Origin of the sequence: Rubrivivax soli, assembly GCF_049810355.1 — a bacterium.
Classification (GTDB): Bacteria; Pseudomonadota; Gammaproteobacteria; order Burkholderiales; family Burkholderiaceae_C; genus Rubrivivax.
This window is the reverse complement of record NZ_CP187368.1, coordinates 1,810,848-1,825,268: the sequence shown is the minus strand read 5'-3', so window position 1 is coordinate 1,825,268 and position 14,421 is coordinate 1,810,848. Positions and strand designations below refer to the sequence as shown.

At 73.9% G+C, this 14,421-nt stretch carries 7 protein-coding genes and 1 pseudogene; 4 read left to right on the top strand and 4 right to left on the bottom strand.

What is annotated here, in order from left to right:
* Positions 1 to 23: 23 nt before the first annotated feature.
* The 3 genes from aat to ACPOLB_RS08285 are packed head-to-tail and all read right to left on the bottom strand — an operon-like array spanning position 24 to position 3,387.
* Positions 24 to 773, bottom strand: a complete 750-nt coding sequence (gene aat / locus ACPOLB_RS08295; RefSeq protein ID WP_425260850.1) for a leucyl/phenylalanyl-tRNA--protein transferase — start codon at positions 771 to 773, stop codon at positions 24 to 26.
* Complete coding sequence (locus tag ACPOLB_RS08290) at positions 755 to 2,812, bottom strand: prolyl oligopeptidase family serine peptidase (RefSeq protein ID WP_425260849.1); 2,058 nt, start codon at positions 2,810 to 2,812, stop codon at positions 755 to 757. The genes aat and ACPOLB_RS08290 overlap by 19 nt, the downstream gene beginning before the upstream one ends.
* 5 nt (positions 2,813 to 2,817) lie before the next feature.
* Positions 2,818 to 3,387 carry a YaeQ family protein gene (locus ACPOLB_RS08285; protein WP_425260848.1) on the bottom strand — a complete coding sequence of 190 codons (570 nt, stop codon included), beginning with the start codon at positions 3,385 to 3,387 and terminating at the stop codon, positions 2,818 to 2,820.
* Between the two features lie 175 nt (positions 3,388 to 3,562).
* On the opposite strand from ACPOLB_RS08285, the gene ACPOLB_RS08280 reads away from it, so the two are divergent.
* Positions 3,563 to 4,297, top strand: coding sequence for a hypothetical protein (locus ACPOLB_RS08280; RefSeq protein ID WP_425260847.1), 735 nt, complete (start codon positions 3,563 to 3,565; stop codon positions 4,295 to 4,297).
* Positions 4,298 to 4,310: 13 nt separating this feature from the next.
* Entirely contained in the window at positions 4,311 to 6,380 is a 2,070-nt protein-coding gene (locus tag ACPOLB_RS08275) for a M3 family metallopeptidase (protein WP_425260846.1), read from the top strand.
* Between the two features lie 13 nt (positions 6,381 to 6,393).
* On the opposite strand, the gene ACPOLB_RS08270 is transcribed toward ACPOLB_RS08275, so the two are convergent.
* Positions 6,394 to 9,486 carry a PAS domain-containing protein gene (locus ACPOLB_RS08270; RefSeq protein ID WP_425260844.1) on the bottom strand — a complete coding sequence of 1,031 codons (3,093 nt, stop codon included), beginning with the start codon at positions 9,484 to 9,486 and terminating at the stop codon, positions 6,394 to 6,396.
* Positions 9,487 to 9,555: 69 nt separating this feature from the next.
* Here ACPOLB_RS08270 and ACPOLB_RS08265 point away from each other — a divergent pair.
* Together ACPOLB_RS08265 and ACPOLB_RS08260 are read left to right on the top strand one after the other, a co-directional pair.
* A pseudogene (locus ACPOLB_RS08265) lies at positions 9,556 to 11,463 on the top strand (carboxyl transferase domain-containing protein); the annotation flags it as partial.
* A 55-nt stretch (positions 11,464 to 11,518) separates the two neighbouring features.
* Positions 11,519 to 14,383 (top strand): ATP-binding protein, encoded by a 2,865-nt coding sequence (locus ACPOLB_RS08260; protein WP_425260843.1) that lies wholly within the window; start codon positions 11,519 to 11,521, stop codon positions 14,381 to 14,383.
* Positions 14,384 to 14,421 lie beyond the last annotated feature (38 nt).

The following is a 14,421-nucleotide window of genomic DNA, read 5'->3' as shown; positions in this document are numbered from 1 at the left end:
GAGTCGCCCCTGAGTCGTGGCCGTCAGCCGGACAGCAGCTGCGACCACATCGCAGCATCATAGGTCCAATCGCCGATGTCGGGCTCGGCCGTGGCCCGCGCCACGTGGGCCACGAAGTCGTCGCGCGGGATCTCGCGCGCGCCGAACGACGCCAGGTGCTGCGTGTTCTGCTGGCAGTCGATGAGCGCGATGCCGTGGCTGCGCGCGAAGCACACCAGCGCGCACAGCGCGATCTTCGAGGCATCGGTGCGGTGCGCGAACATCGACTCACCGTAGAACATGCGGCCGATGCCCACGCCGTACAGGCCGCCGGCCAGCTGGCCGTCGATCCAGGTCTCGATGCTGTGCGCGCGCCCGGCGCGGTGCCAGGCGGTGTAGGCGGCCTGCATCTCGGGAACGATCCAGGTGCCGTCCTGGCCGGCGCGCGGCGTGCCGGCGCAGGCAGCGATGACGGCCTCGAACGCGCTGTCGATGCGGATGGCGCAGCCCGGCGTGCGCACGAAGCGGCGCAGCGTCTTCTTGAGCGACTGCGACAGCCGGAACCCGGCCACCGGCAGCACCATGCGCGGGTCCAGGCTCCACCACAGCACCGGCTGGCCCGTGCTGTACCAGGGGAAGATGCCCAGCCGGTAGGCTTCCTCCAGACGCGCCGTCGTCACTTCGCCGCCGGCCGCCACCAGGCCCGGCGCTTCGGTGTCGGGGCCGAGCGCCTGGCTGGCCGGCGGCAGCGGCGTGCCGGGCGTGTCGACCCAGGTCAGCCGAGCTGCAGCCACAGGAAGCTGTTCTCCAGCGCCATCATCTGCGCGCGCTGGGCGTTGTCGGCCGCGCCGCCGTGGCCGCCTTCCAGGTTCTCCCAGTACAGCACCTGGTGGCCCTGCTCCAGCATGCGGGCAGCCATCTTGCGTGCGTGGCCGGGGTGCACGCGGTCGTCGCGCGTGGAGGTGGTGAACAGCACGGCCGGCAGCTTGCGGTCGGCGCGCACGTTCTGGTAGGGGCTGTAGCGGCCGATGAAGGCCCAGTCGCCGGCATCGTCGGGGTTGCCGTACTCGGCCATCCACGAGGCGCCGGCCAGCAGCCGGTGGTAGCGGCGCATGTCCAGCAGCGGCACCATGCAGACCACGGCCTTGAACAGCTCGGGCCGCTGCAGCATCACCGCGCCCACCAGCAGGCCGCCGTTGCTGCCGCCCTCGATGGCCAGCTTGTGCGGCTGCGTGACGCCGCTGCGCACCAGGTCCTCGGCCACCGCGGCGAAGTCGTCGTAGCTGCGCTGCTTGTGCTCGCGCACCGCGGCCTGGTGCCAACCGGGGCCGAACTCGCCGCCGCCGCGCAGGTTGGCCAGCACGTAGACACCGCCGCGTGCCAGCCAGGCGCGGCCGGTGGTGCCGCTGTAGCCGGGCTGCAGCGGCACCTCGAAGCCGCCGTAGCCGTACAGCAGCGTGGGGTTGCGGCCGTCGGCGCGCGCGCCGGCGGGCCAGACCACGAAGTAGGGCACGCGCGTGCCGTCTGCACTGGTCGCGAAGCGTTGCTCGACGCGGCAGCCTGTGGCGTCGAAGAAGGCCGGGCGCGACTTCAGCCGTTCCAGCCCCGGCTGGCCGAGCTGTCCGAGCAGCAGCGCATCGGGCGTCAGGAAGTCGGTGTAGTTCAGCAGGAAGTGCTCGGCCAGCGGGTCGGCCTCGCCCAGCAGCTCGTCGTGCAGCGCCGTCACCGACAAGGTGCCCGGGTGCGGCGCTTCCAACGGTGCCGCCTGCCAGCCGGTGGCGCCCGGTGTGCGGGTCTCCAGCCGGCTGGCCACGTTGTCCAGCACGTTCAGCAGCAGGCTGCTGCGCGTGGCCGTCAGGCCCGCCAGCGACGCCGTTGCGGTGGGCGTGAACAAGGCCTGCAGCGCGCGCTTGCCGCGCAGGTAGGCCGCGGCGTCGGCCACCAGCAGGCTGCCGCGTGGCCAGGTCGTGTCGCCGACCGTCCAGTCGCTGCGCAGCTCGATCAGCACGTGCGCGCGCCAGAAGAACAGCGTCGCGTCGCTGGGCTTGTCCAGCTCCACCAGCTGCGTGCCCTGCTGCAGCCACAGGCGGTTGTTGTAGAAGTCGGTGGCGCGCACGAAGACCGTGTGCTCGAAGCCCGGCGTGCGGTCCACCTGCACCGAGGCGCGCACGTCGCCTGCCTCGCCTTCGAACACGGTCTCGGCCGCGGCCAGCGGCGTGCCGCGGCGCCAGCGCTTGACGACGCGCGGGTAGCCCGAATCGGTCAGCGAGCCGGCGCCGAAGTCGGTGGCCACGAACACCGTGTCGGCGTCCAGCCACTCCAGCGTGCACTTCGCCTCGGGCAGCGCGAAGCCGCCGTCGACGAAGCGCTTGCCTTCGAGGTCGAACTCGCGCACCACGCTGGCGTCGGCGCCGCCGCGCGACAGCGCGACCAGGGCGCGCCGGTACGCGGGCCCGAAGGCCTGCGCGCCGGCCCAGACCCAGTTCTCGCCTTCGGCCGCGGCCAGCGCGTCGATGTCCAGCACCGTCTCCCAGGCCGGTTCGGCCTGGCGGTAGTCGTCCGGCGTGCAGCGCCGCCACAGGCCGCGCGGGTGCTGCGCGTCGCGCCAGAAGTTGTAGAAGTGCGTGCCGCGCCGCACCACGTAGGGGATCTGCGCGCGCGAGTCCAGCACCTCGCGGATGGCCTCGCGCGTCTCGGCGAAGCGCGGCGTGGCCTGCAGCACGGCTTCGCTCTCGGCGTTGCGCGCGCGCACCCAGGCCAGGGCGCGCTCGCCGAGCACGTCCTCGAGCCAGAGCCAGGGGTCGTCCTGCGGAGCCTGGGGATCGGGGGTCATGGGGTTCATTTGCGGACGGGTTCGGTGCCGTAAAGCAGCACGGGTGTGATCTCGACACTGCGTTCGCCGTTGCCGATCCAGACGTTGCCGTCCTGCACCGTCACCTGCAGCTGCATCGAGCGCTGGGCCAGCGTCGCGAGCTCCTGGCTCTGGGCCGCGGGCAGCTGCCAGACCTGCAGGTTGCGCAGCCGCGTCAGCTTGTTCTCGATGCCGGCCCACCACACCGGCACGCTGCTGGCGTACGCGTACAGCGTGACGCGCTCGGCGCGGCCGCTGGCCTTCACGAGCCGGCGGTCGTCGACCTGGCCGACGTCGATCCAGTGCAGCAGCTGCCCGGTGAGGTCGTGGTGCCACAGGTCGGGCTCGTCGGTGTCCGACAGGCCGCGCGCGAACTGCAGCTGCCCGCGGTGGTCGTCGGGTGCGACCTGCAGCGCGAAGGCCAGCAGCCGCACCATCATGCGTTCCTCGGTTTCCGAGGGGTGCAGGGCGACCGTGAGCGCATGGTCGGCATAGAGCGCGCGATCCATGTCGGCGATCTGCAGCGCGGCCTTGTAGACGGTGGATTTGAGGGCCATGGGGGGAGGAGGCGGGCCGTTCGGCCGAGCCGCGCACTGTGCCACAGCGCCCCGGCTGCACGCCGGCGGCGCGCGGGCGGCCCTGTTCCAGGGCTGCCCTGGGGGGCATCGGGCCGGTGGCATGATGGCAGGCTTCGCCGGCCCGGCCGGCCACCCCCTTGACGAGGACCGTTCCATGACCCGCTTCGTTGCAACCGGCCGCACCACGGCCGTGTTCCTCGCGTCCGCCCTGGCCATCACCGTGGCCCATGCGCAGACCAGCCAGCAGCCCAAGCCCGCGGCCAAGCCCGCCCCCGCCGCGGCGGCGGGCAAGACGCTCTCGCTGGGCGGTGGCTCCGGCAGCGGCAAGATCCTGAGCCGCGACGAGCTGCGCGCCTGCATGAAGAACCAGGAGACGCTGGTGGCGCGCCGCACCCAGGTCGAGGCCGAGCGCGCACCGCTCGACGCCGAGAAGGACAAGCTGGTCGCCGACCAGGAGGCACTGAAGGCCGAACGCACGCGGCTCGACGGGTCGCGCGAGGCCGTGGCCGGCATCAACGCCAAGTACAAGGACTACGCCGCGCGCGTGGCGCAGTGGAACGAACGCGCCGCGAAGGTCGAGGAGATGGAAGGCGTGCGCCGCGAACGCGAGCGCCGCAACCTCGACCGCGAGCGCGGCGAGCTGCAGAAGCAGCAGGCCGAGCTGGAAGCCGAGCGCGTGCGCATCGAGACCACGTCCAACGACGCCGTGGCGGCCTACAACGAGAAGGCCAAGGCGCTGGAGGCGCGCGTGGCCAGCTGGAACCAGCGCAACGGCGACCTGACCGCGCGCGTCAACGCCGTCAACGCCGACCGCGAGTCCTGGCAGAGCGACTGCGCCGAGCGCCGCTACCGCGAAGACGACGAGATCGCCATCAAGCGTGGCGAGTGAGGCCGCGACCGCCATGCACCACAGCACCAACCCCCTGCTGCAGGACTGGACCGCGCCGCACGGCCTGCCGCCCTTCGCCGACCTGCGCCCCGAGCACTTCGCCCCCGCCTTCGAGGCCGCGATGCAGCAGCACCGCGACGAACTGCGGGTCATCGCCACCGACACCGCGGCACCGGACTTCGACAACACGCTCGCGGCCTTCGACCGCAGCGGCCGTCTGCTCGGCCGCATCGCCACGGTCTTCTACGCCCTGACGGCGTCGGAGACCAGCGCCGAGCTGCAGGCCGTGCAGCGTGCGATGGCCGCCCCGCTGGCGGCCCACAACAGCGCCACCTACATGGACATGGCGCTGTTCGCGCGGGTCGACGCGCTGCACCGCGACCGCGCCGCGCTGGGCCTGTCGCCCGAGCAGCTGCGGCTGCTGGAGCGGGTGCACCTGGACTTCGTGCGCGCCGGGGCGCGCCTGGAGCCCGCGGCCCAGCGGCGCTACGCCGAGGTGATGCAGGAGCTGGCGGCGCTGACCACCCGCTTCGCGCAGAACGTGCTGCACGACGAGTCGGCCTTCCAGATGGTGCTGCGCACCGAGGACGAACTGGCCGGGCTGCCCGACTTCGTGCGTGCCGCAGCGCGCCAGGCCGCCGCCGAACGCGGCCTGGACGCCGACAACGGCCACGTGATCACGCTGTCGCGCTCGCTGGTCGTGCCCTTCCTGACCTTCTCGGCGCGGCGCGACCTGCGCGAGCAGGCCTGGCGCGCCTGGACCAGCCGCGGCGAGCACGCGGGCGAGCACGACAACCGCGACGTGGCACGGCAGATCCTGCGCCTGCGCAACGAGCAGGCACGGCTGCACGGCCACGCCAGCTACGCCGACTACGCGCTGACCGACACGATGGCGGGCAACCACGCCAGCGTGCAGCGCCTGCTCGACGAGGTCTGGCCGCGCGCGCTGAAGGCGGTGCAGCGCGAGCGCGCGGCGCTGGAAGCGGTGATGGCGGCCGAGGGCGCCGCCGGCACGATCGAGTCCTGGGACTGGCGCTTCTGGGCCGAGAAGGTGCGCCAGCAGCGCTACGCGCTCGACGACGCCGAGGTCAAGCCGTACTTCCTGCTCGACAACGTCGTGCAGGCCGCGTTCGACTGCGCGCAGCGCCTGTTCGGCCTGCGCTTCACGCCGCGTGCCGACCTGCCGGTCTACCACCCCGACGTGAAGGCCTACGAGGTGACCGGCGCCGACGGCGCGCTGGTGGGCGTGTTCGTGCAGGACAACTTCGCGCGCGCGTCCAAGCGCAGCGGCGCCTGGATGAGCTCGCTGCGCTGGCAAAGCCGCAACGGCGGCTTCCGCGCCCCGGTGATCCTGAACAACAACAACTTCGCCAAGGGCGCATCCGGCGCGCCGACGCTGCTGTCGCTGGACGACGCCCGCACGCTGTTCCACGAGTTCGGCCACGGCCTGCACGGGCTGCTGTCGGACGTGACGTACGAGCGCCTGTCGGGCACGCAGGTGCTGCGCGACTTCGTCGAGCTGCCGTCGCAGCTGTTCGAGCACTGGATCACCGAGCCCGAGGTGCTGAGGAAGCACGCGCGCCACTGGCAGACCGGGGCCCCGATCCCCGACGACCTGGTGCGGCGCATGCAGGCCGCGCGGCGGTTCAACCAGGGCTACGAGACCGTGCGCTACACGGCCAGCGCCATCGTCGACATGGCGGTGCATGCGCTGCCCGACGCCGAGCCGCCGGCCGACCTGTGCGCCTTCGAGGCCCAGGTGCTGCAGCGCCACGGCCTGCCGCCCGGCGTGGGGCTGAACCACCGGCTGGTGCACTTCCAGCACCTGTTCTCCAGCTCGGGCTACGCCGCCGGCTACTACGTGTACCTGTGGGCCGAGGTGCTCGATGCCGACGGCTACGGCGCCTTCCGCGAAGCCGGCAACCCGTTCGACCCCCAGGTGGCGGCGGCGCTGCGGCGCTACATCTACGGCGCCGGCAACAGCCTGGAGCCGGGTGCGGCCTTCGCTGCCTTCCGCGGCCGCGCGCCCACGGTGCAGCCGCTGCTGGACAAGCGCGGGCTGCTCGAGGACGCGCCGGCCTGACCGGGTCGCGGACTCAGGCGGGTCCGGCCCCGGGGCCGGGCCCGAACATGGACTCGATCGACGCCATGAAGGCGCGGAAGTCCAGCGGCTTGGTCCAGTAGTCGGACATGCCGGCGCGCAGCGCGCGGTCGATGTCCTCGGGCATCGCGTTGGCCGACAGCGCGATCACCGGGATCGCCGCCGTGGCGGGCGTGCCGCGCAGCCGGCGCAGCACCTCGTGGCCGTCGATGTCGGGCAGCTGCATGTCCAGCAGCACCAGGTCGGGCCGCAGTTCGCACGCGCGCTCCACGCCGCTCAGGCCGTCGACGGCGATGTGCAGCTGCAGGTCGGGACGGCGGCTGATCAGCTCGGAGATGATCAGCGCGTTGACGGGGTTGTCCTCGATGTAGAGCAGGGTGCCGCGCGGCGGGCGCTGGCCGCCGTCGGCCAGCGGCACCGGGCGGCTGCTGCGCGGAGGCAGCGGCGTCGGCGGCGCCTGGCCCGAGGCATCGGACAGGCGCAGCTCGAAGCTGCTGCCCACGCCCAGCGTGCTGTCGACGTGGACCGAGCCGCCCATGCGCTCGATCAGCGCCTTCACGATCGCCAGCCCGATGCCGGTGCCCTGGATGCCCTCGTGTTCCAGGCCGAGCCGGTTGAAGGGCTCGAACAGGTGGCGCATCTGCAGGTCGGTCATGCCGCGGCCGGTGTCGGCCACGCGCACCAGCACCTGCGCGCCGCGGCGCAGCGCGTCCACGCGCACACGCCCGCCGTCGCGGTTGTACTTGATGGCGTTGCCGATCAGGTTCAGCAGGATCTGGCGCAGCCGCGTGGCGTCGGCCAGCGGCACGCCTTCCAGCGTGCCGGTCTCCAGCTGCACGCCGCGCTCGCGCAGCAGCGGCTCGAGCAGCGGCAAGGTCTCGGTCAGCAGCGGCTGCAGCGGCACCGGCTGCAGCGCGATCTTCATCTCGCCGCCTTCCAGGCTGGACAGGTCGAGCACGTCGTTGATCAGCTCGAGCAGGTGCTCTCCCGCGCCGCGGATGTGCTCGAGCCGGCGCCGCCGGCTCTCGGCCGCCGCGTCGGTGCCGGCGTCCTCGGCCAGCAGCAGCTGCGCGAAGCCCAGCACGGCGTTCAGCGGCGTGCGCAGCTCGTGGCTCATGCGCGCCAGGAACTTGCTCTTGGCCTGACTCTCGCGCTGCGCGATCTCGCGCTCCTGGCGCACGGCCTCGGCCGTGCGGCTGTCGGTGATGTCCCAGTTGGCGCCGACACGGCGCACCAGCCGGCCGTCTCCGTCGCGCACCGCCACCGAGCGCGAGGCGATCCAGCGCACGCGGCCATCGGGCGTGACGATGCGGAACTCCTGGTTCGTCGGTCCTTCGTGGGCCAGCAGGCTGCTGTTGTAGTCGGCGATGGCGGCGCGGTCGTCCTCGTGCACCATCTCCAGCCGCTCGTCGGCGCTGGGTGCCAGCGCACGGGGCGGGCGGCCGCGCAGGCGCCACATCTGCTCGTCCCAGAACACGCTGCCGTCCCGCAGGTCCACTTCCCAGGTGCCGATGCCGGCGCCGCGCGCCGCCAGCGCCGCGCGCTCGGAGGCCTGGCGCAGCGCGAGTTCGACGTCGCGTCGCTCGGTGGCGTCGATCACCAGGCCGAACAGCAGTCCGCGGTCCTCGCCGTCGGCCGCCACCTCCACCCGCGAGTGCGTGATGACGTGCCGCACCTGGCCGTCGGTGCGCACGATGCGGAAGTCGGACTGCAGCGTGCTGCGGCCGCTGCGGACCCAGTCGTCGAGCCGGCGCCGCGCATCGGCCCGGTCGTCGGGGTGCACCCACTGCGACAGCCACTCGCGCATGGTCGGCACCGGCGCGTCCGGTGCCAGGCCGTGGATCGCGCGCAGCTGGTCGCTCCAGCGCGCGCGGTCCTGGTCGCGTTCCAGGCTCCAGTAGCCGATGCCGGCGGCGCGCGTGGCGAGTTCGAAGCGCCGGCCCAGCTCGGCGGTGCGGCGGATGTTCTCCTGGCGTTCGGTGACGTCGAGCGCCACGCCGATGAAGGCGATGGGCGTGCCATCGGCGTCGCGCTGCACGGCCCGGCGCATCATGATCGCGCGGTAGCGGCCGTCGCGGCGGCGATAGCGCGCCTCGAAGTCCACCGGGCGGTCGCTCTGCAGGGCCGCCTCGACCGAGGCCAGCACCGCGGGCAGGTCGCCGGGGTGGATCAGCGCCCGCACCTCGTCGATGGACAGGCCGTCGGGCCGCGGCGGCATGTCGAGCACCGCGAAGGCCTGCGCGTTGTAGTGCATGCGCTGCGTCACCAGGTCGTGGCGCCAGATCGCGATGCCGGCCAGGTCCACCGCCAGCGCCAGCTGCGACACCATCTGGTCGTAGCTGCGGGCCAGCGCCCAGGCCTGCGTGTCGTCCATCAGCAGCCCGATGACCTGCTCGGGGCTGCCGTCGGCACCGTTCTTCACGCGCCAGTGCGAGTGCAGCTGGCGCACGCGGCCGTCTTCGCCGAAGACGCGGTAGCGGTGCGAATAGTCGCCCGCCTGCGCCAGCGACTGCTTGAACGCGGCGGCGAGCCCGGCCCGGTCGGCCTCGACCGTCAGGTCCAGCGTGGTGTCGAAGTCGGGCGCGTCGCCGCCGTCGCCGACCACGCCGCGCATGCGGAAGATCTCGCGGTCCCAGCGGCCTGAACCGGTGCGCACGTTGCGTTCCCACGCGCCGAGCCGGCCCATCTGGCGCGCCATGTCGAGCAGTTCCTCGGCCCGCTCGGCGCGCGCACGCAGCGCCTGCAGCGGCGCGATCGACGTGAACCCGAGCAGCCAGTCGCCGCCGGCCGTGCGGTGCGCGCTGGCCGCCAGCGCGCCGCAGCGGGTGACCAGCTCGACGGCACCGCCTTCGGCCAGCAGCTGCTGCAGCGCCTGCCGGGCGGCGGCGCCCAGCTGCAGCGCGTCGGCCAGCGGCTGGCCCGCAACCAGCGGCCCCAGCAGCGACACACCTGCGGCGTTGGCCCAGCGCAGCCGGCCGGTCGCGTCCACGCAAGCCAGCGGCGCCGGCGCTTCGGCCAGCCACGCAGCGGCTTCGGCCGGTGTCGGCGCAGGCAGGCCCGCAGCGTCTGCGGCAGGGGGAGACGTCATGACGCCAGTGTCCAGGGGCTCGGCATGGGTAACGAAGTATGACGCCTTGCCGGCCGGCGGCCCGGGTGCGCGGCAGGCGCGTCGCGCGGGCGACGCTGCCGCCGACGCGCCGCCGCGACAATCGCGGCCGAGGAGAGCAGCACGATGGCAGCAGACAACAACGGCGGCACGGCGCGGGTGCTGGCGGCCCCGGTGCACGGCGCGGTGATCGGCATCGAGGTCGTGGCCGGGCAGGCCGTGGCCGCGGGGCAGACGCTGGTGGTGCAGGAAGCCATGAAGATGGAGGTGCCGCTGCAGGCCCCCTGCGCAGGCGTCGTGCGCGGCGTCTACGCGGCGGTGGGCGAGGTGCTGCCCGAAGGCGCGCCGCTGCTGCGCTTCGAGCCCGGCACCGTGCCGACCGCCGCCGCTTCCGTGACACCGCCCGCTGCTCCCGACCCAGCCGTGCCGCGTGCAGCGCTGCAGGCCGTGCTGGACCGCCACGCGCTGACGCTCGACGCCGCGCGGCCCGAGGCGATGGCGCGGCGCCACGCCGCGGGCGGGCGCAGCGCGCGCGAGAACGTCGACGACCTGCTGGACGCCGGCAGCTTCACCGAGTACGGCGCGCTCGCGGTGGCGGCGCAGCGCAGCCGACGCAGCCTCGACGACCTGCAGCGCCACACGCCGGCCGACGGGCTCGTCACCGGCACCGGCCTGGTCGCGGGGCGGCCGGTGGCGGTGATGGCCTACGACTACACCGTGCTCGCCGGCACGCAGGGCGTGTTCAACCACGCCAAGGCCGACCGCCTGCTGGCGCTGGCCGCGGCGCAGCGGCTGCCGCTGGTGCTGTTCGCCGAAGGCGGCGGCGGCCGGCCGGGCGACGTCGACTGGCTGGGCGTGGCGGGCCTGGACTGCACCAGTTTCGCGCGGCTGGCCGCGCTGTCCGGGCAGGTGCCGCTGGTGGGCATCGTGCACGGGCGCTGCTTCGCCGGCAACGCGGCGCTGCTGGGCTGCTGCGACGTGGTGATCGCCACACAGTCCGCGAGCATCGGCATGGGCGGGCCGGCGATGATCGAAGGCGGAGGCCTCGGGCGCGTCGATGCCGACGCGGTGGGGCCGGCGTCGGTGCAGGCGGCCAACGGCGTCGTCGACGTGCTGGTGCCCGACGAGGCCGCGGCGGTGGTCGCCGCGCGCCACTACCTGGCGCTGGTGACGGCGCCGCGTGGCCTGGACGCCGCGGCCGGCGGCGATGCGCTGTCGCTGCGCCACGCGCTGCCCGAGAACCGCAACGCGCTGTACGACCCGCGCGCCATCGTCGCCACCGTGATGGACGCCGGCAGCCTGCTGGAACTGCGGCGCGACTTCGGTGCCGGTGTCGTCACCGCGCTGGCGCGGCTGGGCGGGCGCAGCGTTGCCGTGGCGGCGAGCCAGCCGCGGCACCTGGGCGGCGCGCTCGACGCGCCGGCCTGCGACAAGCTCGCGCGTTTCATGCAACTCGCCGACGCGCACGGGCTGCCGCTGCTGAGCTTCGTCGACACGCCGGGCTTCATGGTCGGCCCCGAGAGCGAGAAGACCGCGATGGTGCGCCACGCGGCGCGCCTGTTCGTGACCGCCGCGGCGCTGCGCGTGCCGGTGGCCAGCGTGGTGCTGCGCCGCGGCTACGGCCTGGGCGCGATGGCGCTCACCGCCGGCCATTTCCACGCGCCGGTGGCCACCTGCGCCTGGCCCAGCGGCGAGTTCGGCGCGATGGGGCTGGAAGGCGCGGTGCGGCTGGGCTTCAGCAAGGAGCTCGCCGCAGCGCCCGAGGCCGCGCGCCAGGCCTTGTTCGACCGCCTGCTGGCGGCCGCGGTGGAGCGCGGGCAGGCGCTGAACATGGCCAGCCACCTGGAGATCGACGCCGTGATCGATCCCGCCGACACGCGTGCCTGGCTGCTGCGCGTGCTGGCCTCGACCGACGGCCGCGCGCTGCCGCCGCGCCGCGGTTTCATCGACCCCTGGTGATGCACGCCCGTGCGCCGATTGGCGACAATCGGCGCACCAGCACATCACCCTGCCGATGAGCGAACTGCGCGCGCTGCTGCTGACCGACGTGGTCGACAGCACCCAACTCTCCGAACGCCTGGGCGACACCGCGATGGCAGCGGTGTGGGCGGCGCACGACCGCGCGGCACGCGACCTGCTGCCCACCTGGCGCGGGCGCGAGATCGACAAGACCGACGGCATGCTGCTGCTGTTCGAGAGCGCCGCCGACGCGCTGCAGTACGCCGTGGCCTACCACCGCGCGCTGGCAGCGCTGGCGGTGCCGCTGCGCGCGCGCGCCGGCCTGCACGTGGGGCCGGTGCTGCTGCGCGAGAACACGCCCGACGACGTGGCGCGCGGCGCCAAGCCGCTGGAAGTGGACGGCCTGGCCAAGCCCACCGCGGCGCGTGTCATGTCGCTGGCGCGCGGCGGCCAGACGCTGCTGACCGCCGAGGCACGTGCCGCGCTGGGCGATGCCCTGCCGCCGACGCAGTCGCTGCAGTCGCATGGGCACTGGGTGCTCAAGGGCGTGGCCGCGCCGGTGGAACTGTTCGAGGCCGGCGACGACGCCACCGCGTTCGCGCCGCCGCCCGACGGCGACAAGGTCTACCGCGTCGTGCGCGCCGGTGAACGCTGGCTGCCGGCGCGCGAGATCCCGAACAACCTGCCGCAGCAGGCCACCAGCTTCATCGGCCGCGAGCGGGAGCTCGACGAGATCCGCGAGCGGCTGGCCAGCGCGCGCCTGGTCACACTGCTGGGCATGGGCGGCCTCGGCAAGACGCGGCTGTCGCTGCAGGTGGCGGCCGAGGCGATGGCCGAGTTCCCCGACGGCGCCTGGTTCGTCGACCTGTCGCCGATCCGCGATGCCGCCCTGGTGGCGGCCGAGGCCGCGCAGGTGCTGGGTGTGCGCGAAGAGCCCGGCCGGCCGCTGCTGCACAGCCTGGGTGCGCACCTGGCGCAGCGGCGCACGCTGCTGATCCTGGACAACTGCGAGCACCTCGTGCAGCCGGCGGCCGCGCTGGCGCACGCGCTGCTGCGTGCCGCGCCGGGCGTGCGCATCCTGGCGTCCAGCCGCGAGGCGCTGCGCGTTCCGGGTGAGCAGCTGTACCCGATCTGGCCGCTGCCGCTGCCGGCCGTGGGCGACAGCCGCGAGGCGCTGGCGCGGTCCACCGCGGTGCGGCTGTTCGTGGCGCGTGCGCAGTCGCACAAGCCGGCCTTCACGCTGAACGAGCGCGAGTCGCCCGCGGTGGCGGAACTGGTGTCGCGGCTGGAAGGCATTCCGCTGGCCCTGGAACTCGCTGCGGCGCGTGTGCGCGTGCTGTCGGTGGCCGACATCAACAAGCGCCTGGGCGAGCGCTACAAGCTGCTCACCGGCGGCAGCCGCGTGCTGCAGGAACGCCAGCAGACGCTGCGCGCGCTGGTGGACTGGTCGCACGAACTGCTGCGGCCCGAGGAGCAGACGTTGATGCGGCGGCTGGCGGTGTTCGCCGGCGGCTTCGACCTGGAGGCGGCCGAGCAGGTGTGCGGCGCCGACCCGCTCGACGCGCTCGACGTGCTCGACCTGCTGGGCTCGCTGGTCGAGAAGTCGCTGGTGATGGTGCAGGAACGCGAGGACGGCGCCACGCGCTACCGCATGCTGGAGACGCTGCGCGACTACGCGCACGAAAAGCTGGTTGCCAGCGGCGAGGCCGACGCCACCGCGGCGCGCCACTGCGAACATTTCTTCGTCGTCGCCAAGCAGGTGCGCGACGGCCTCGAGGGCGCCGAGCAGGCGCTGTGGGTCGAGCGCGCGGAGACCGAGCTGGACAACCTGCGCGCAGCGATGCGCACCGCGCGCAGCGGCGTCGCCGACGTCTTCATCGCCGCCAAGCTGCCGATGGCGCTGCAGAACTTCTGGCTGCTGCGCGGCTACGCCGCCGAAGGCCGTGCCGCGGTGCGCGCGGCGCTGGCGCTGCCGGCCATCCAGGCCTCGGACCGCCACCACGCCTGGGCGCTGTACATCGGCGCCGTGCTGGCGTCGGGGCAGAACGACCACGCCGAGGCGCGGCAGATGCTGGAGACCAACCTCGCCATCGTGCGCCGGCTCGACAACCCGGCCGAGATCGCGGCCACGCTGTCGACGCTGGCCGTGGTGCGGCTGCAGAGCGGCGATGCCGGGGCAGCCCGGCGCAGCGAGCTCGAGGCGCTGCAGATCTTCGAGCAGCTGGACGACCCGCTGTGCCAGGCCATCAGCCAGCTGCACCTGGGCCAGTGCGCTGCCTACCTGGCCGAGGACGGCGCGGCGGCGGTGCACCTGCAGCGCGCGCTGGCGCTGGCGCAGCAGGTGGGGCAGCAGGAGATCGCGGCCGAGTGCCGCTTCGAGCTGGGCGCGCTGGCCTGCGAGGCCGGCGACGCCGCGACCGCGCGGCGCTGGCTCGACGACGCGCTGCGCCTGTCCCGCGCCTCGGGCAACAAGCGCGGCGAAGCCTGCGCGCTGTGGTGCCTGGCGCGGGTCGACCTCTTCGAGGGCGACACGCCGGCGGCGCAGCCGCGGCTGGCGCAGGCGCTGCGGGCCTTCCGCGACTTCGAGATGCGCGAGCAGGCGCTGGGCTGCCTGGAGAGCTGTGCCCGCTGGGCGCAGGCCGAGCACGTGCGCCGCAGCGCCGACACCGGCGCGCTGGCCGTGGCGCTGAGCGCGGCCGCGACGCACATGCGCGAGCGGCTGGCCCTGCCGCGCTCGCCGCGCGCCGAGGCCTACTGGCAGACCCGCGTGCAGGCCCTGCCGTCGGCCGTGGACGCCCGCGCGCTGGCCGAGGCGCAGGCGCAGGGCCTGGCCTGGGTGATGGACGAAGCGGTGCTCGCCGCGCTGCAGGCGCTGGAAGCCGCGCCGCCGCAGCCGCTGCCCCTGCCGGCCGCGGCCTGAACCCGCCGCGGCCCCGGCCGGCCGACGCGGCCGGCAGC

What these genes read in the sequence shown, in the direction of transcription:
- ACPOLB_RS08290 (WP_425260849.1), bottom strand. Translation starts at nt 2,812, where the DNA reads ATGACCCCCGATCCCCAGGCTCCGCAGGACGACCCCTGGCTCTGGCTC.
- ACPOLB_RS08285 (WP_425260848.1), bottom strand. Translation starts at nt 3,387, where the DNA reads ATGGCCCTCAAATCCACCGTCTACAAGGCCGCGCTGCAGATCGCCGAC.
- ACPOLB_RS08280 (WP_425260847.1), top strand. Translation starts at nt 3,563, where the DNA reads ATGACCCGCTTCGTTGCAACCGGCCGCACCACGGCCGTGTTCCTCGCG.
- ACPOLB_RS08275 (WP_425260846.1), top strand. Translation starts at nt 4,311, where the DNA reads ATGCACCACAGCACCAACCCCCTGCTGCAGGACTGGACCGCGCCGCAC.
- ACPOLB_RS08270 (WP_425260844.1), bottom strand. Translation starts at nt 9,486, where the DNA reads ATGACGTCTCCCCCTGCCGCAGACGCTGCGGGCCTGCCTGCGCCGACA.
- ACPOLB_RS08260 (WP_425260843.1), top strand. Translation starts at nt 11,519, where the DNA reads ATGAGCGAACTGCGCGCGCTGCTGCTGACCGACGTGGTCGACAGCACC.